The organism is Aciditerrimonas ferrireducens, from assembly GCF_023130475.1.
Taxonomy (GTDB): domain Bacteria; phylum Actinomycetota; class Acidimicrobiia; order Acidimicrobiales; family UBA8190; genus Aciditerrimonas; species Aciditerrimonas ferrireducens.
The window spans coordinates 91,991-108,640 of record NZ_JAKHEX010000003.1 but is presented as its reverse complement, the minus strand read 5'-3'; the positions used below and the strand labels follow the sequence as shown (position 1 = coordinate 108,640).

14 protein-coding genes are annotated in these 16,650 nt (G+C 74.8%); 5 read left to right on the top strand and 9 right to left on the bottom strand.

Annotated features, from left to right (window positions below; genetic code table 11):
• Positions 1-216 precede the first annotated feature (216 nt).
• Both bioA and bioD read left to right on the top strand, forming a co-directional pair.
• On the top strand, positions 217-2,742 hold the full coding sequence (gene bioA / locus Acit_RS03410) for an adenosylmethionine--8-amino-7-oxononanoate transaminase (RefSeq protein WP_248105704.1): 2,526 nt from the start codon (positions 217-219) through the stop codon (positions 2,740-2,742).
• Positions 2,739-3,437, top strand: a complete 699-nt coding sequence (gene bioD / locus Acit_RS03405; RefSeq protein WP_248105702.1) for an ATP-dependent dethiobiotin synthetase BioD — start codon at positions 2,739-2,741, stop codon at positions 3,435-3,437. The genes bioA and bioD overlap by 4 nt, the downstream gene beginning before the upstream one ends.
• Here the strand turns inward: bioD and bsaP are convergent.
• Together bsaP and bioB are read right to left on the bottom strand one after the other, a co-directional pair.
• The gene (gene bsaP, locus Acit_RS14045) at positions 3,434-3,667 is read right to left on the bottom strand and encodes a biotin synthase auxiliary protein BsaP (protein WP_446650469.1); all 234 of its coding nucleotides are present in this window, start codon (positions 3,665-3,667) and stop codon (positions 3,434-3,436) included. The two genes, bioD and bsaP, sit on opposite strands and share 4 nt — an antisense overlap.
• Before the next feature lie 5 nt (positions 3,668-3,672).
• Positions 3,673-4,683: a biotin synthase BioB gene (gene bioB, locus Acit_RS03400; protein WP_248105700.1), complete on the bottom strand. Its 1,011-nt coding sequence runs from the start codon at positions 4,681-4,683 to the stop codon at positions 3,673-3,675.
• Between the two features lie 220 nt (positions 4,684-4,903).
• On the opposite strand from bioB, the gene Acit_RS03395 reads away from it, so the two are divergent.
• From Acit_RS03395 to Acit_RS03385, 3 genes are all read left to right on the top strand, one after another.
• Complete coding sequence (locus Acit_RS03395) at positions 4,904-6,202, top strand: acyl-CoA dehydrogenase family protein (RefSeq protein WP_248105698.1); 1,299 nt, start codon at positions 4,904-4,906, stop codon at positions 6,200-6,202.
• 186 nt (positions 6,203-6,388) lie between these two features.
• Positions 6,389-7,303 (top strand): esterase/lipase family protein, encoded by a 915-nt coding sequence (locus Acit_RS03390; RefSeq protein WP_282436145.1) that lies wholly within the window; start codon positions 6,389-6,391, stop codon positions 7,301-7,303.
• Between the two features lie 112 nt (positions 7,304-7,415).
• Positions 7,416-7,784 carry a VOC family protein gene (locus Acit_RS03385; RefSeq protein ID WP_248105696.1) on the top strand — a complete coding sequence of 123 codons (369 nt, stop codon included), beginning with the start codon at positions 7,416-7,418 and terminating at the stop codon, positions 7,782-7,784.
• Positions 7,785-7,829: 45 nt separating this feature from the next.
• Here the strand turns inward: Acit_RS03385 and Acit_RS03380 are convergent, their stop codons facing one another.
• The 7 genes from Acit_RS03380 to Acit_RS03350 all read right to left on the bottom strand — a co-directional run bounded on the left by Acit_RS03380 (position 7,830) and on the right by Acit_RS03350 (position 16,595).
• Positions 7,830-9,497 carry a histidine kinase N-terminal 7TM domain-containing diguanylate cyclase gene (locus Acit_RS03380; RefSeq protein ID WP_248105695.1) on the bottom strand — a complete coding sequence of 556 codons (1,668 nt, stop codon included), beginning with the start codon at positions 9,495-9,497 and terminating at the stop codon, positions 7,830-7,832.
• A gap of 146 nt (positions 9,498-9,643) precedes the next feature.
• Positions 9,644-10,462, bottom strand: a complete 819-nt coding sequence (locus tag Acit_RS03375; RefSeq protein ID WP_248105693.1) for an enoyl-CoA hydratase/isomerase family protein — start codon at positions 10,460-10,462, stop codon at positions 9,644-9,646.
• On the bottom strand, positions 10,459-12,030 hold the full coding sequence (locus Acit_RS03370; RefSeq protein ID WP_248105691.1) for a class I adenylate-forming enzyme family protein: 1,572 nt from the start codon (positions 12,028-12,030) through the stop codon (positions 10,459-10,461). Before Acit_RS03370 ends, Acit_RS03375 begins: the two co-directional genes overlap by 4 nt.
• Positions 12,027-12,554 carry a (2Fe-2S)-binding protein gene (locus tag Acit_RS03365; RefSeq protein ID WP_248105689.1) on the bottom strand — a complete coding sequence of 176 codons (528 nt, stop codon included), beginning with the start codon at positions 12,552-12,554 and terminating at the stop codon, positions 12,027-12,029. The genes Acit_RS03370 and Acit_RS03365 overlap by 4 nt, the downstream gene beginning before the upstream one ends.
• Positions 12,551-13,480: an FAD binding domain-containing protein gene (locus Acit_RS03360; RefSeq protein ID WP_248105687.1), complete on the bottom strand. Its 930-nt coding sequence runs from the start codon at positions 13,478-13,480 to the stop codon at positions 12,551-12,553. Before Acit_RS03360 ends, Acit_RS03365 begins: the two co-directional genes overlap by 4 nt.
• A complete protein-coding gene (locus Acit_RS03355; protein ID WP_248105685.1) occupies positions 13,477-15,930 on the bottom strand; it encodes a xanthine dehydrogenase family protein molybdopterin-binding subunit in 2,454 nt (817 codons plus the stop codon). The genes Acit_RS03360 and Acit_RS03355 overlap by 4 nt, the downstream gene beginning before the upstream one ends.
• A complete protein-coding gene (locus Acit_RS03350) occupies positions 15,927-16,595 on the bottom strand; it encodes an acetate uptake transporter (protein WP_248105683.1) in 669 nt (222 codons plus the stop codon). The genes Acit_RS03355 and Acit_RS03350 overlap by 4 nt, the downstream gene beginning before the upstream one ends.
• Between the last annotated feature and the right edge of the window lie 55 nt (positions 16,596-16,650).

Below are 16,650 nucleotides of genomic sequence, written 5' to 3'. Positions count from 1 at the left end.
GGCCGCGACCGCCGGGGTGCGCGCAGGGACCCGCGCCGGGTCCCTCCCGGGTCGGATCATGGCACGGGCGCCGACGGTGCCGGCCGGGCACCGGGAGGGGACCCAACTGGACGAGCCTGGGCGTCGCTCTGGAGACTCGGGGCGATGGAGACGAGGAGTGGGCCCGGGTCCCCCGGGCAGGGGAGCGAAGGGCCGGAGGCGCGGCACGCGAGGTGGGTGGCTCGGGACCAGGCGGTGGTGTGGCACGGCTTCACCCAGATGGCGTGCTTCGCCGAGAACGCCCCGGTGATCGTGGAGCGGGCCGAGGGCCGGCACCTGGTGGACGTGGCCGGCCGGCGCTACTTCGACGGCATCTCCTCGTTGTGGGTGACCACCCTCGGCCACCGGGTGCCAGCCCTGGACGCCGCGGTGCGGGAGCAGCTCGACAAGGTGGCCCACAGCACGCTGCTGGGCAACGGCAACCGGGTGGTGGTGGAGCTGGCCGAGGCCCTGGCCGAGGTGGTGCCGGTGGAGCGGCCCCACGTGCTCTTCGCCTCCGACGGGGCGTCGGCCGTCGAGCAGGCCCTGAAGATCTGCTTCCAGTTCTGGGCCAACCAGGGGGCGGGGGAGCGGAACCTGTTCCTCTGCCTGGGCGCCGCCTACCACGGGGACAGCGTGGGTTCGCTGTCCCTCGGGGCGGGGGGTTTCGAGACCGCAGTCTTCGATCCCCTGCGGTTCCCGGTGCTGCGGACCCCCGGCTACGACCACCCCGGGTGGGCCGAGGCGGCCCTGGCCGTGCTCGATGCCCAGCACGAGCGGCTGGCTGCCCTCGTCCTGGAGCCGTTGGTCCAGGGGGCCTCGGGGATGCTCGTGGCCGAGCCCGAGGACGTGGCCCGGGTGGTGCGGGCCGCCCAGGAGCGGGGGGTGTTGGTGGTGGCCGACGAGGTGGCCACCGGCTTCGGCCGCACCGGGGCCCTCTTCGCCTCGGAGGTCTGCGGGATCCGGCCCGAGGTGCTCTGCCTGGGCAAGGGCCTGACCGGTGGCTACCTGCCGATGTCCGCCACGGTCTGCGCCGAGCGGGTCTACGAGGCGTTCCTCGGCGAGGACCTCGGGCCGAGGACCCTGGCGCACGGCCACTCCTTCGGGGGCAACGCCCTGGCGGCGGCCGTGGCGCTGGCGCACCTGCGCCTCGTCCGGCAGCCCTGGGTGCTCGCCGGCGTCGCGGCCCTGGCCGAGCAGCTGGCCGACCTGCTGGCCCGTCGGGTCGCGAAGCACCCGGCGGTGCGGGAGGTGCGCCAGCGGGGCCTCATGACCGGGGTCGAGCTGGTCCCGCCCCGACCCGGGCTGCGCTGGGGGCGGCGGGTCTGCGCCGCTGCGGTCCGCCGAGGGGTGCTGCTTCGGCCCCTGGGCGACGTGATCGTGCTCATGCCGCCGCTCACCACCACGGCGGCGGAGGCCGAGGAGCTCGTCGAGGTGCTGGCCGGCGCCCTGGCCGAGGTCTGCGAACCGGACCTGGCGGCCGCCAGCGCGTCGCTCGGTGAGGCCGGCTCGACCCAAGCGGCCCCGGTCCCCCTCGGGCCGCGAGCCTGGGGGCCGGCCGGGGCGCGCTGGGCGGACCGGTTGGCAGCGCGGCGCGAGGCGCTGGTGGCGGCTGGGCGGTGGCGGGCGCCCCGGGTGTTCGACGCCTTCGGGGTCCGGGGGCGGCTGGCTGGGCGGGGCCGAGTGGTGTCGTTCGCCGGCAACGACTACCTGGGGCTCAGCACCCACCCGGCGGTCCGAGCGGCCGCCAGCGCCGCCCTGGCCCGCTGGGGCAGCGGGGCGGGGGCGTCCCGGCTGGTCACCGGGACCCGGCCGGTCCACGAGGCCCTCGAAGAGGCCCTGGCCCGGTGGGCGGGCGAGGAGGACACCGTGGTGTTCCCAAGCGGTTTCGCCGCCAACCTGGCGGTGCTCGGGGCGCTGGGCGGCGAGGACGTGCTGATCTGCTCGGACGAGCGGAACCACGCGTCGATCGTGGACGGCTGCCGGCTCTCCCGGGCCCAGGTGGCCGTCTACCCGCACGGGGACCTCGAGGCGCTCGAGGCCCGGCTGGGCGGGCACGGGGGCCCGGCGGTGGTGGTGAGCGACACGGTCTTCTCGATGGACGGGGACTGGGCCCCGGTCGAGGACCTGGCCGAATGCTGCCGGCGCCACGGGGCCCTGCTGGTCCTCGACGAGGCCCACGGGGTGCTCGGCCCCGACCCCGGGGCGGCCCTGGAGGGGGTGGCCCACGCCCGGGTGGGGACCCTCTCGAAGCACCTGGGCAGCCAAGGGGGTTTCGTGGCCGGCAGCCGGCCCCTGGTCGACCTGGTGCGGAACCTGGGGAGGTCCTGGATCTTCACCACCGCCTTGAGCCCTGCGGACGCGGCGGCCGCCCTGGCCGCCCTGGAGGTCCTCGGTTCGGCGGAGGGCCAGGCCCGCCGGGCCGCCCTGGCCGAACGGACCGGGCAGCTGGTGGCCGGTCTGCGAGCCCTCGGCCTCGAGCTGCCGGCGGCGGTGGGCCGGTCCCCGATCGTGCCGGTCGTCCTGGGCGAGGAGCGGGCGGCCCTGGCGGTGGCCGAGGACCTCGAGGCCCGGGGGTTCCTGGTCCCGGCCATCCGGCCCCCGACCGTGCCGCCGGGCACGTCCCGGCTGCGGGTCACCCTGTCGGCCGAGCATCGGCCCGAGGAGGTCGAGGGCCTCCTCGGCGCCCTGGCCGCGGTGCTGCCCGGCGGAGGGCGAGCATGAGGGGCCCGGGGTGGCCGAGGGTGGTGGTGCTGGTGTGCGGGACCGGGACCGAGGTGGGCAAGACCTGGACGTCGGCCCAGCTGCTGGCCCGCTGGCGGGCCTGGGGCCTCGCGGTGGCGGCCCGGAAACCGGCCCAGTCCTTCGGCCCCGGTGAGGGCCCCACCGACGCCGAGGTCCTGGCGGCCGCGAGCGGCGAGGACCCCGGCGAGGTGTGCCCGCGGGAGCGTTGGCTGGCCGTGCCCATGGCGCCGCCGATGGCCGCCGAGGTCCTGGGGGTCCCGCCCCTCGGGGTCGGCGAGCTCGCCGCGCTCGACTGGCCCGCCGGGGTTGAGGTCGGGCTGGTGGAGACGGCCGGGGGGCTGCGGGCCCCCCAGGGCCACGACGGCGACGTCCTGGACCTGGCCCGGCTCCTGCGGCCCGACTGGGTCCTGCTGGTGGCCGACGCGGGCCTCGGGACCATCAACCACGTCCGGCTCTCCCTCGACGCGCTCGACGGGGCCCGGGGCGACGGGCTGGCCTTCGGGGTGCGGGTGGTGTTGAACCGCTTCGACCCCCAGGTCCAGCTCCACGAGCTGAACCGGCGGTGGCTGGTCGAACGGGACCGGCTGGCGGTGCGGGTCGGCGACCCGGCCGGTCTCGACCAGCTGGCCAGCGAGCTGGCCCAGCAGCCGGACGACTCGTTGGTCCCGGACTAGAAGTCGGGTCCGAGGGGACCGTGGGTCCTGCAGGTGGCCCGCCAGCCTCGGGGGCTCACGAGCACCCGGAGGCGCCGGCCGCAGGCCGGGCAGAACCGGGGCGGGTCGAGCGGGGGCAGGCAGCCCGGGCAGTGCCCGGCGTCGGCGCCCCCAGGCCCCGGGGCGAGGGGCCGGCCGCAGCCCGGGCAGTGGCTAGCCCCGCCGTCCCCGGGTCCGGGTTCGGGGGCCACGGCGGTCACCAGGCGGCGCTCAGGGCCCCGACGGGCATGGCGAGGTCCTCGAGCATCCGCAGGTCCTCCTCCGGGGAACGGCCCAGGGTGGTCAGGTAGTTGCCGACGATGAGGGCGTTGATGCCGGCGGTGAGCCCCAGGGCCTGGAGGTCCCGCAAGGTCACCTCGCGGCCCCCGGCGTAGCGGAGCAGGACCCCGGGGAGGGCCAGGCGGGCGAGGGCTACCCAGCGGATGGCCTCCCAGGCCCCGACCAGGGGCCGCTCGGCGAGGGGCGTGCCGGGACGGGGGTTGAGGAAGTTGATGGGCACCTCGGCCGGCCGGAGCTCCTGGAGCTGGCCGAGCAGCTCGACGCGCTGGGCCGGGGTCTCGCCCATGCCGAAGAGGACCCCGCAGCAGAGCTCCATGCCGTGGCGCTGCACCAGCCGGCAGGTCTCGGCCCGCTCCTCCCAGGAGTGGGTGGTGACCACCTGGGGGAAGAACGACCGGGCGGTCTCGAGGTTGTGGTTGTAGCGGTGTACGCCGGCCTCGGCTAGGCGGCGGGCCTGGTTCTCGGTGAGGATGCCGGCCGAGACGGCCACCTGGAGGCCGGTGGTCCGCTGCACCAGGGGAACGAGCTCGAGCAGACGGGCCATGACCCGCTCGTCGGGTCCCCGGATGGCGAGGACGATGCAGAACTCGCTGGCCCCGCTGGCCTTGGTCTCCCAGGCTGCCTGGAGGACCTCCTGGTCGTCGAGCATCGGGGTGGCGAGAAGGGGGGAGTCGAAGCGGGCGGACTGGGCGCAGAAGTGGCAGTCCTCGGGGCAGCCCCCGGTCTTCGCCGACAGGATCCCCTCGACCTCCACCGTCGGGCCCAGGCGGTCCAGGCGGACCTCGTGGGCCAGGGCACCGAGGGCCGCCACCTGGTCGTCGGGGAGGGCGGCCAAGCGGGCGAGCTCCTCGACCCGAAGGAGACGGCGTTCCCCCAGGAGGGCCTCCCGGGCGTCCGCCAGGGCCTCCTGGGCCTCCTGCGGGCTCAAGGTGGGCGGCAGGCTGACCGGACAGGACGCTGCCGCCTCCCCGCTGGGACGGCGCAGGAGGGCGACCGGCGCTGAGCCGCCCGGGGCCGACCCCGCGGCGGCGTCGGTCCGGGGCGTAGTGGTGGAACGGCCGCTCGGGGTGCTACAGCTTGGGCTCGACGAAGGCTGGTCGGGCATGGCTGCCACGGTAGCGGGCCGGCCGCGAAGGAGGGGAGACGAGATGGCCTGGGACTTCTCGACGGAGCCGGAGTACGAGGCGAAGCTGGCCTGGGCCCGGGAGTTCGTGGACGAGGAGATCCTCCCCTTGGAGACCCTGGAGCTCAGCCAGGAGCAGCTGGACCGGGCGATCCGGCCGCTGCAGGAGGAGGTGAAGCGCCAGGGCCTGTGGGCCGCGCACCTGCCGCCCGAGCTCGGCGGCATGGGGTTCGGGCAGGTGAAGCTGGGCTTGCTGCACGAGATCCTGGGGCGCTGCATGTACGCGCCGGTGGTCTTCGGGAACAACGCGCCGGACTCGGGCAATGCCGAGCTGCTGGCGGTGGGGATCGAGCAGACCGGGCGGGAGGACCAGCGGGAGCAGTGGCTCCAGCCGCTCCTGGACGGCAAGCTGCGGAGCGCCTTCTCCATGACGGAGCCGGGGGCGGGGGCGGACCCGACCATGATCCAGACCCGGGCGGTCCGGGACGGCGACGAGTGGGTGATCAACGGCCACAAGTGGTTCACGTCGAACGGGTCGGTGGCCGACTTCCTGATCGTCATGTGCGTGACGAACCCCGACGTGCACCCCTACCAGGGCTGCTCGATGATCATCGTGCCCCGGGACACCCCGGGGGTCGAGGTGCTGCGGGACATCCCGACCATGGAGCACCCCGTCGAGCACTTCGGGCGGATCGGCGGGCACTCGGAGGTGATCTACCGGGACGTGCGGGTGCCGGTCGAGAACCTGGTGGGCCGAGAGGGCGAGGGCTTCAAGCTGGCGCAGCTCCGGCTGGGCCCGGGCCGCATCCACCACTGCATGCGCTGGCTGGGCCAGTCCCAGCGGGCCTTCGACATGCTCTGCGAGCGGGCCGTGTCGCGGCGGCTGCACGGTTCGCTGCTGGCCGAGAAGCAGATGGTCCAGCAGTGGGTGGCCGACTCCATGGCCGAGATGACCGCGGCTCGGCTCATGACCCTCTACGCGGCCTGGAAGATGGACCAGGAGGGCGCGCCGGCCGCCCGGGTGGAGATCGCCATGATCAAGTACTACGGGGCGGCGGTGCTCTACAACGTCATCGACCGGGCCATCCAGGCCCACGGGAGCCTGGGGTTCTCCACCGACTTGCCCCTCGAGCGCATGTACCGGGCGGCCCGGGCGGCCCGCATCTACGACGGGCCGGACGAGGTCCACAAGGTGACGGTGGCCCGGCAGGTCCTGAAGCGCTACCAGCCCCACGAGGTGCCCTCCGAGCACGTGCCGACGCGCCGGGAAGCGGCGAAGCGGAAGTTCGCCGAGCTGCTGGAGCTGGCCACCGCGAACGACTGACCCGGCGGGTCGGCGTTCGTTGACAGACACCGCCGCTTCCCGCAGAATGATCGACGTCCGGCGCACCCCACGGGTCGCGCTCGGGGGGACCGCCCGGCGAGGGCCAGGCGGGGAGTGTGACGACCAGGAGAGGGGACCGTGCGAGCACGGGTTCTTGGCAGGTGGTGGCGCGCGGTGGCTGCCGGCATGGCAGCGGTGGTGAGCGTCGTGGCGGTGCTGATCGGGGGTGGCCAGGTGGCCGGGGCCGGGACCTTCCCGGTCCAAGGCGAGGCTGGCTCCTACCTCGAAGCAGCCCTGCCCTGGAACTGGTACGCGGCGCCGCCCGGGGCGAACACCGGCTGCATCCCGGACGCGGCCCACCCCTACCCAGTGGTCCTCTCGGAAGGCACCTTCGCCAACATGCTGGACAGCTTCGGGGCGCTGTCACCCTGGCTGGCGAACGCCGGCTACTGCGTCTACGCCTTCAACTACGGGCAGACCATCACCCCGTCGGCCTTCGATGCCATGGGCAACATCGAGCAGTCGGCAGCCGAACTCGGCCAGTTCGTGCAGCAGGTGCTGGCCGAGACCGGGGCGAAGCAAGTGGACATCGTGGGCTGGTCCCAGGGGGGCATGATGCCCCGCTACTACATCTCGGACCTCGGCGGGGCCCGCTACGTGCACGAGCTGGTGGCGCTGGCGCCGTCGAACCACGGCACCACCCTGGACGGCCTCGAGACCCTGGTCTCGGACCTCGGGGGCCTGGGCCTGGCCACGGCGCTCGTCTCGCCGCTCTGCGAGGCCTGCGTGCAGCAGCTGGCTGGTTCGAGCTTCCTTTCCCAGCTGAACGCCGGCGGCGGGGTGGCACCAGGGGTGCGCTACGTGGTGATCGAGACGGAGTACGACGAGGTGGTGACGCCCTACACGAGCGCCTTCTTGCCGCCCGGTCCGAACGTGCAGAACGTCCTGCTCCAGCAGCAGTGCCCGCAGGACCACAGCGACCATCTCTCGATCCCCTACGACTCCAACGCTCTCCAGGACGTGGTGAACGCGCTGGGACCCGACAGCCCGACGTTCCAGCCGGTCTGCAGCTTCGTGGGACCGCTGATCGGCAACGTCTGAGCGCCCGGGTCCGCTTCGGCGTCTCGGGGAGCCGGTCGAGGGGCAAGCACGAAGACACGTGGGCCTGGCTACCATTCGAGGGCTCTGTCCCCTCCGGTAAGGGAGCCGCGTCATGCCGCAGATGGTCAGGCTCATCTCGGCGGTGCTTGATTGTCCTGACGTCAGCGCCCTCGCAGCGTTCTATGCGGAGATCACCGATGGGGCCGTGATCTATGACGACGGTGCATGGGCGACGGTCGACGGTCCCGGTGGCCGGATCGACTTTCAACAGTCATCGACCTACGTGCGTCCGACGTGGCCCGATCCGGCCGTGCCCATGCAGGTGCACCTGGATTTCCGGGTCGACGACCCGGACGGCGCTGAAGCTCGGGTGCTCGCTGCGGGAGCGGTGAAGCTGGACTCGGTGCCGAACGACCACTTCCGGGTGTACGCCGACCCAGCCGGCCACCCGTTCTGTCTGTGCACGGTCGATTTTCCTTGAGGGTACCGGAGGTTTCGGGGCCTCGCCGAGCGACGGGTCGCTCCCTCAAGGGGCGGCGTTGGTGGCCGTGAGGCCAGCAGCGACCACCCGGTCCCGGCCGGCCCGCTTGGCGGCGTAGAGGGCGGCGTCGGCGGCGGCCAGGAGGGCGCTGGCCGAGCAGGCGTCCTCGGGCAGGCTGGCCACCCCGAAGGACGCGGTGACCTGGGGGCCACTGTTGGGGCCGGTGGTGGGGACCCGGAGCTGGTGGAGCTGGCGGCGCCACTGCTCGGCCCGGGCCAGGGCCGTCGCCTTCGGGGTCCCCGGCAAGAGGACCACGAGCTCCTCGCCGCCGTAGCGGCAGACGAGGTCCCCGGACCGGGCCCCGCGGTCGAGGAGGCGGGTTACGGCGACGAGGACCTGGTCGCCGGTGGCGTGGCCGCAGGTGTCGTTCAGGGCCTTGAAGTGGTCGAGGTCGACGAAGACCAGGCTGAGGCCGGTACCCCGTTCCTGAGCCTCGGCCAGGTGCTCCTCGAGGGCCCGGTCGAGGAAGCGGCGGTTGTAGGCGTTGGTCAGGGGGTCTCGGATGGCCTGCTCGGCCAGGCGGGCCTGGAGCTCGGCCACGGTGGCGAGCTGCCGCTGGAGGTCGGCGTTGGCTTGCGCGAGGGCCTCCTGGGCGGCCAGGCGTTCGGTCTCGTCGTGAAGAACCAGGAGCTCGCCGAGGACCCGTCCCCGACGGTCGCTGAGCGGGGAGCGGCGGAGCTCGAAGCGGCGAAGGCCGCTGGGGGTGGGCAGCCGGAGCTCGTCGGCGGCGGGAGCCTGGCGCAGCGTGGCGAGGCTTCGTCGGGCTCCGGGTGGCCAGGTGGCGAGGAGGGTCTCGAGGCGTTGACCGGCCAGACGGGGCGGCAGGCCAGGGTCGACGAGACGGAGGAGCTCGTCGGCGGCAGGGTTGGCGTCGGTGAGGCGGCCCTGGCGGTCGACGACCAGGACGGCGTCCCGCACCAGTTCGAGGACCCGATCGCGGGCGACGGGGACGAGGTCGAACATGCCCTGACCGAAGAGGGCCCAGGCGAGGATCGGGCCGGTCAGGGCGAAACCCAGGGGCGTGAGGTCGAGGTTGCGGAGCAGGGCCAGCTGGGTCCGGGCCTCGAAGAGGGTCAGGCCGTTGGCCAGGACCGGTGGTAGAGCGGCGGCCAGCACGGTGCCGAGCTGGCGGCGGAGGAGGGGCGAGGCGTGGCGGCGGGCCCGGGCCACGGTGACGAGCGCCCAGAGGATGAGGGCGTAGCTGTAGAGGGAGTGGACCCAGAACAGGGGGCCGTAGGTGACGGCCAGCTCGACCGGGGAGCCCGGCTGGACCTGGAGGCGGGCGAGGAAGAGGTGGCCGAGCTCGGGGGTCCAGAGGACCAGTTGGACGGCCAGCGGCTCGATCGCAAAGAGGGCGAGCAGGCGCCCGGTGAGGCGCTCGCCGTGGCCGGTGAGGTCTTGGGCCAGGGCGACGAGTCCGGGTGGGGCGAGGACCACGCCGAGGTAGAGGGCCCGGTCGAAACCCCGGAGGAGGGCCGGCTCGGTGACGGCCCACTGGCCGAAGTCCATGGCCGACCAGAGCCCGACCCCGAGCATGACAACGGCCAGGGCCAGGGCCCCCGGCGTTTGCCGGCGGCGCCAGGCCACGACCGCCACCCCCCAGGCGAGGAGGGTGGCGAGGGCGAAGGGTGCGAGGTACCAGTCGAGCTGCATGGGCGGGCCGTCCCCGGGCGGCCGAGGGGGCGGCCGGGGTGCCGCCCCCCATGGTTCTCGGCGCGAGCGGCGCCTCCCTGGAGCGTGTCCTGACCGGCCGGTCAGTGCCGCCGAGCTCTGGCCGCCGGGCAGCTCGTGGCCGAGGTCTAGCGGTCCTCGAAGGCCGGAGGGCGTTTCTCGACGAAGGCCTGGACCCCCTCGGTGAAGTCGTGGGTGCTGCGGAGCAGGCCGTAGGCCAGGCCCTCGAGCTCGAGGCCCATGGCCAGGGGCCCTTCCTCGGCGAGGTTGACGAGGCGCTTGGCCATGCGGAGGGCCAGGCCGGCCTTGGCGGTCAGCTCGTCGGCCAGCTCGGCGACCCGCTGGTCGAGCCGGTCCCGGGGCACGACCTCGTTGACCAGGCCCCAGGCCAGGGCTTCGTCGGCCGAGATGCGGCGCCCTCGGAGGATCATGTCCTTGGCCCGGCCCACCCCGACCAGCCGGGTGAGGCGCTGGGTGCCGCCGGAGCCGGGCACCATGCCGAGGTTCACCTCGGGCAGGCCCAGCTGGGCGTCCTCGGCGGCTACCCGGAGGTCGCAGGCCAGGGCGATCTCGAGGCCGACCCCGAGGACGAAGCCGTGGAGGGCGCAGACGACCGGCAGGGGGCAGCGTTCAGGGGCGGCCACGTTCTTGGCCAGGTGGCTGAGCTCCTCGGGGCTGCGCTGGAGGAAGCCGGCCACGTCGCCGCCGGCGGTGAAGGCCCGGTCCCCGGCTCCGGCCAGGACGACGCAGCGGACCCGGGGGTCCTCGCCGAGGCGGTCGAAGACCTGGGCGAGCTGGGCCCGGGCAGGCATGGAGACCCGGTTGAGCTTCTCGGGGCGGTCCAGGGTGATGGTGGCCACCTTGCGGGCCTCGTCGAGCTCGACCCGGAAGCCGTCGTAGGTCCCGGCCGCCGTGGCCCCCTGCCCGTCGGTGGTCTGCTGGCTCATGTCGCCTCCTCGCTGGATGGTGTGGTCGCCGATCCCCCCGGGGTGGTGGCCGGCCCCTCGAGGAGCAGCCGGCGCAGCTCGGCCCGCTGCAGCTTGCCCGACGCCGTGCGGGGGACGTCGTCGAGGACGACGAAGCGGCGAGGCCGTTGGAAGCCGGCCAGGGTGGGCGAGGCCCGGCAGTAGGCGTCGAGCTCGGCGGCCAGGGCCTCGGGGTCCTCGCCGGGGGCCACGAGACAGGCCGTGACCACTTGGCCGAGGCGCTCGTCGGGCAGGCCGACGACGGCGGCGGCCTGGACCTTGGGGTGGCCGAGGAGAACCTCCTCCACCTCGGTGGGGTGGACGTTCTCCCCGCCGGTCACGATCATGTCGTCGAGACGGCCCACGATCCAGAGGTCCCCGTCCTCGTCGACGCGGCCCAGGTCCCCCGTGACGTACCAGCCGTCCCGGCGGCTCCGCTGGTCGGCGTCGGGGCGGCGCCAGTAGCCGTCGAAGGCCTCGGGGCTGTCGAGGCCGACGAGGATGAGGCCCGTGTGGCCCGGGGGGACCAGGTCCTCGGGCTGGGCGTCCTCCCGGGGCTCGACCAGGCGGATCCGAGCGTGGAGCCCGGCCCGGCCGGCCGACCCGGGCTTGGCCACCTGGTCGGGGCCGATGCTGACCGTGTAGACCTCCGAGGAGCCGTAGTGGTTGACCACGACCTCGGGGGCGAAGCGGTCGACGAGCCGGCGGACCAGGCTCGGGGAGAGAGGGGCGCCGGCGGCCGCCAGGCGGGGGACCGGGAGGCGACGGTCCTGGCGCTCGGCCTCGACGACCAGGTCGTGGTAGAGGGTCGGGGCGAGGTAGAGGGCGCCGATGCGCTCCTCGGCCACGAGCGCCAGGGTGGTCGCCGGGTCGAAGCTCCGCTGGACGACCAGGCAGCCGTCGAGGGCCACGGTGGCCAGCAGGGAGCGCTGGCCCATGGTGTGGCACCAGGGCATGACCCCGAGGGTGCGCTCGCCGGGGACCATGCGGGTCTGGATCACGTGGGCCAGGGCGGCCAGCCACTCGGCCCGGTGGCTGCGGATCACCCCCTTGGGGAGGCCGGTGGTCCCGGAGGTGTAGAGCAGCAGCGCCGGCGCCCGGTCGTCCACCCCCACCGGCTCGGCCGGCCCGGCGGCCAGGCGGAGCTGGGCCAGGGGCAGGCCCGGGGCGGCCTCGTCGAGGGCGACGAGGGGCAGGCGGCCCTCGAGGGCTCGGGCCGAGGGGGCGCCGGCGTCGCAGGCCGCGAAGACCCTCGCCTCGGCGTCGGCTGCCAGCTGGCCGACGACGGCCGGGGGCAGGCGCCAGTTCACCGGGGCGAGGCAGGCTCCGAGCCACCAGGTGGCCCAGGAGAGCAGCCAGGTCTCCAGCCGGTTGCGGGCGCAGACCATGACCCGGTCCCCCGGCCCGACGCCGAGCTCGGCGAGACCGCCGGCCACGGCCTGGACCCCCTCGACCAGCTCGCCCGCCCGGCGGCGCTCCGGGCCGTCCACGAGGGCCTCGGCCTCGGGTCGGCGCTCGGCGGCGGCCAGGAGCTGCCGGGCCAGGGTCATCGCCGGTCCTCCCCGCTCGGTTCGGTCGGGTCGGCGCCGGCGGCGCAGGTGGCCTGCTCGAGGACGGCCCGGACGATGGGCCCGTAGCCGGTGCAGCGGCAGAGGTTGCCGGCGAGCAGCACGCGGATCTCCTCCTCGCTGGGCGGTTCGGGGTTGGGCTCGGCCCGGAGCTCGTCGAGGAGCTGGGCCGCGGTGAGCAGGAAGCCGGGGGTGCAGTATCCGCACTGGAGGGCCCCGTGGCGGTGGAAGGCCTCCTGAAGGGGGTGGAGGGGTCCCTCGGGGTCGGCCAGGCCCTCGACGGTCTGGATCTCCTGGCCCTCGACCTGGACGGCGAAGAGCAGGCAGGAGCGGACCGCCTGGCCGTCCAGGCGGACGGTGCAGGCGCCGCAGACCCCGTGCTCGCAGCCCACCCGGGTGCCCCGCAGGCCGAGGTCGTGGCGGAGGCAGTCCGAGAGGAGCCGGCGGTCCTCGACCTCGACCCGGTGGGTCGTCCCGTTGACTCGCAGCTCGATCGACCGGGTCATGCCCCGTGCTCCTCTTCCCGGCGGTCCTCACGCGAGGGGGACCCGTTGCGGGCCGCCTGGGCGGCCCGGGCCGCTTCTGCCAGGGCCTCCTCGACCACGAGTCGGGCCAGGTGACGGCGGTAGGGGGGGCTGGCGTGGAGGGAGGCCGGGGGGTCGAGGCGGTCGCTCGCGCCGACCAGCGCCCCGGCTTCGGCGAAGCGGGCCGGGCCGGGTGGCGACCCGAGGAGGACCTGGGCGGCCTCGGGGACGACCTGGACGGTCGGGCCGAGGGCCCCGACGGCCACGGTGGCCGCTGCCACTCGACCCTCGGGGTCGAGGCCCAGCCGGCAGCAGGCGGCGGCCAGGGCAAAGTCGCCGGCCCGGGGGGCAGCCTCGGCGAAGCCGGCCCCCTCGGTGGGACCGAGGAGGGGGAAGGTGCAGGCGACGAGGAGCTCGCCGGGCTCCAGGCAGGTGCTGAGGAAGCCGGTTGCCAGCTCGGCCGCCGGCACCTCCCGGGGGCCCTTGGGGCCGAGGAGCTCCACGGTGGCGCCGAGGGCCACGGCCACGAGGGGCAGCTCGGCCGCCGGGTCGGCGTGGGCCAGGGAGCCGCCGATGGTGCCACGGTTGCGGGTGGCGAGGTGCCCGACGTGGGCGAGCGCCGCGGGCAGGGCCGGGAGGCGCCGGCGGACCAGGGGGTCGCGCTCGAGGGTGCGCTGGCGGACCATGGCCCCCACCCGGAGCGCCCCGGTCCCGCAGGCGAGGGTGGCCAGCTCGGTCAAGGGGTTCAGGTCGACGAGGACCTCGGGCGCGGCCAGGCGGAGGTTCAAGAGCGGCACCAGGCTCTGGCCCCCGGCCAGGGCCCGGCCGGCGTCCCCGGCCTCGGCGAGCAGGGCGCAGGCCTCGGTGGGGCTGGCCGGTCGGAGGAGACGAAGCGGCGGCGGCTTCATCCCTCCGCTCCGTGGACGACCCGCCAGAGGGCCTCGGGGGTGAGGGGGAAGGGAACCTCCTCGACCTCGAGTGCGTCGGCCACGGCGTTGGCGAGGGCGGCGGGGGCGCTCATGGTGGTGCCCTCCCCGAGGCCCTTGGCCCCGAGGGGGGTGAGGGGCGAGGGGGACTCGACGAAGACCGTGCGGGCCTCGGGCACCTCGGGGGCCGTGGGGCAGAGGTAGTCGAGGAAAGTGGTCGAGAGGGGCTGACCGTCGGGGTCGAAGGCCAGCTGCTCGAAGCAGGCCATGCCGATCCCCTGGGCGAGACCGCCGTGGACCTGGCCCTCGGCGAGGACAGGATGAAGGATGCGGCCGGCGTCGTGGACGCTCAGGTAGTCGAGGATCTCAAGGCGGCCGGTCCCCCGGTCGACCTCGACCTCGCAGAGGTCGCAGAGGAAGCCGTAGGTGGCCGAGCCGTTGGCGCGGTCCTGGGCGTCGGGGGCCGGGAGGTCGGGGATCGCCAGGTGGTGGGTCAGGCTGAGGCCGGGCCGGACCCCGGGGGGCAGGCTGGCGGGGTCCCAGTGGGCCCGGCCGGCGAGGCGCCGCAGGGGGACGTCGCGTTCGGGGTCGTCGACCAGGCGGGCATGGCCGTCGGCCAGGAGGACCTGCTCGGGGTGGCAGCCGAGGTCCTGGGCGGCCAGGCGGCGGAGCTGGTCGGCGAGGGCCGAAGCGGCCTGCCAGGCCGCCCCGGCAGCCACCGCGGCGAAGCGGCTGGAGTAGTTGCCCGAGGAGATGGACCAGGGCCCCACGGCGGTGTCGGCACCGGCTCGGACCTGGACCTGCCGTGGGTCGACCCCGAGGGCCTCGGCGACCACCAGGGCCAGGACCGTGGCGTGGGCCTGGCCCTGGGGGGTGGTGGTGGTCCGCAGCTGGACGGTGCCGTCGGGCAGCATGGCCAGGCTGACCCCCTCGACGTTGCCGGACTTCGCCGGTCGGCGGGCCCGGACCTCGGGCGGGCTGGCCAGGTCGACGTAGCCCATGTTCGAGACCGAGGGCTCCACCACGCAGGCCAACCCGACGCCGACCAGGCGTCCTTCCGCCCGGGCGGCCCGGGCCCGGGCCCGCTTGCCGGCCCAGTCGAAGCGCTCGAGGGCCAGGGCCAGGACCGCCGGGTAGTCCCCGCTGTCGTAGCGGCCGCCGCTGGCCGTCGTGTAGGGCATGGCGGCGGGGGGGACGAGGTTGCGGCGGGCGAGCTCCGCCGGGTCGAGGCCGAGCCGGCGGGCGGCGATGGCCATGGTCCGCTCGAGGGCCAGGTAGAGCTGGGGGCCGCCGTAGCCGCGGTTGAGGCCGGTGGGGCAGCGGTTGGTGAGGACCACCCGGCAGCGGGCCTCGAGGTGGGCGACCTGGTACGCGCCGGTCAGGCAGGGGTGCATGCGGTAGAGGGTGGCGGGCTCGGGGGCCCGGACGTAGGCCCCGACGTCGTCCACCAGGTCCAGCCGGAGGGCCAGGAGGCGGCCCTCGGCGCTGAAGGCCGCCTGGACCTCGCTCAGGCGCTCCCCGGCGGCGGTCGCTGCCATGAGGTGCTCCCGGCGGTCCTCCAGGTACTTGAGGGGTCGGCCGCCGAGGGCCCGGGAGCAAGCGGCGAGGAGGACTACGAGGGGGTAGACCGCGGCCTTCGTCCCGAAGGACCCCCCTGAGTGCTCGGGGGTCCGGAGGTGGAGCTTCGCCGGCGGGATGCCCAGCGCCTGGGCGGCCACGACCTGGAGGCTGAAGGGTCCCTGGAAGTTCGACCAGGCCTCGACGTCGCCGCTCACGGGATCGGTGCGGCAGAGGACCCCGAAGCACTCGAGGGGGGTGCAGATCGACCGGGGCTGCTGGAACCGGGCTCGGACGACCAGCTCGGCCTGGGCGAAGGCGGCATCGGGGTCCCCGTAGCGCAGGGTGCGGTCCGAGGCCACGTTGTTGGGCAGGCCCTCGTGGAGGGGCGGCAGGGTCGGGTCGAGGGCGGCGTGCGCGCTGGGCACCGCCGGGAGGGGGTCAAGGTCGAGCTCGACCGCCTCGGCGGCGTCCTCGGCCCGGTAGCGGTCGGTGGCCACGACCACGGCGACCGGTTCCCCGACGTAGCGGACCCGGTCGAGGGCGATGGGCCGGTAGGGGATGGCCTCGGAGAGCACCGAGGGCAGCGGCCGGAGGAACCGCTCGAGGTCCGAGCCGGTGAGGACACCGAGGACACCGGGCATCTGGCGGGCTGCGGCGGTCTCGACGCCGAGGAGCCGGGCGTGGGCCAGGGGGGCGCGGACGATCGCCACCTCGGCCAGGCCTGGCCAGGGGGCCAGGTCGTCGACGAACCAGGCCGATCCTCGCAGCAGGGGCTCGTCGTCGAGCCGCGGCGTGGGCCGGCCGAGCCAGCGGCCCGGCGGCCCCTCGTCGAGCCGCTCCTCGGGGACGCTGACGGGGGGCAGCGTGGTCACGACGAGGGGAGGGTCGCCCGCCGCCGGGTGCCCAAGGGCAGGAGCTGGCGGCCGAACTGGTGGTTGAGGACCTCGGCAGCGGCGATGTACCAGACCTCGGCGGCCAGGACGACCCCGAGCCAGCCTCCCACGTGGACGGCGCTCTGGTGGCCCGTGGCGTCCCCCACGATCAAAGCGATCACGGTGGCCTCCACCAGGACGTAGGCCACGAAGACGGCAAGGTTGACCCGAACCGCCCCGACGAGCATGTACAAGCTGAAGACGGCCCAGGGCACCAGGAAGAGAGCGGTGGCGCTGCCGCGGGACGCTGCGGGGATCTGGTCGAGGTAGAGGGTGGCGAAGAGGGCGAAGGAGATCCAGAAGGCCCCGAAGGACCCGAAGGTCACCGCCGGGAAGAGCTCGTCGTTGCGAAGGTGCCAGAAGCCGACGACCAGCTGGACCAGGCCTCCGAATGCCCAGGCGGTGGCCACGGCCGTCTCGATCCCCGGGGCGCTGAACCGGCCGGTGTTGACCCAGCTGAGCAAGAAGGTCGTGCCGGCGAACGCCCCGAATGCGATGGGGGCGGGACTGACCCGCTGGCCGGACGAGCCGACGCTGTTGCTGGACGAATCGCTTCGCGGCACCGCGCGGGGCGGGCTGCCCGAGGACTCCGGGGACGGTGCCATCAGCGGCCTCCTTTCAGCCGTCGTCGGGCTCGACGTCCGTCTGGAGCCGACGCCA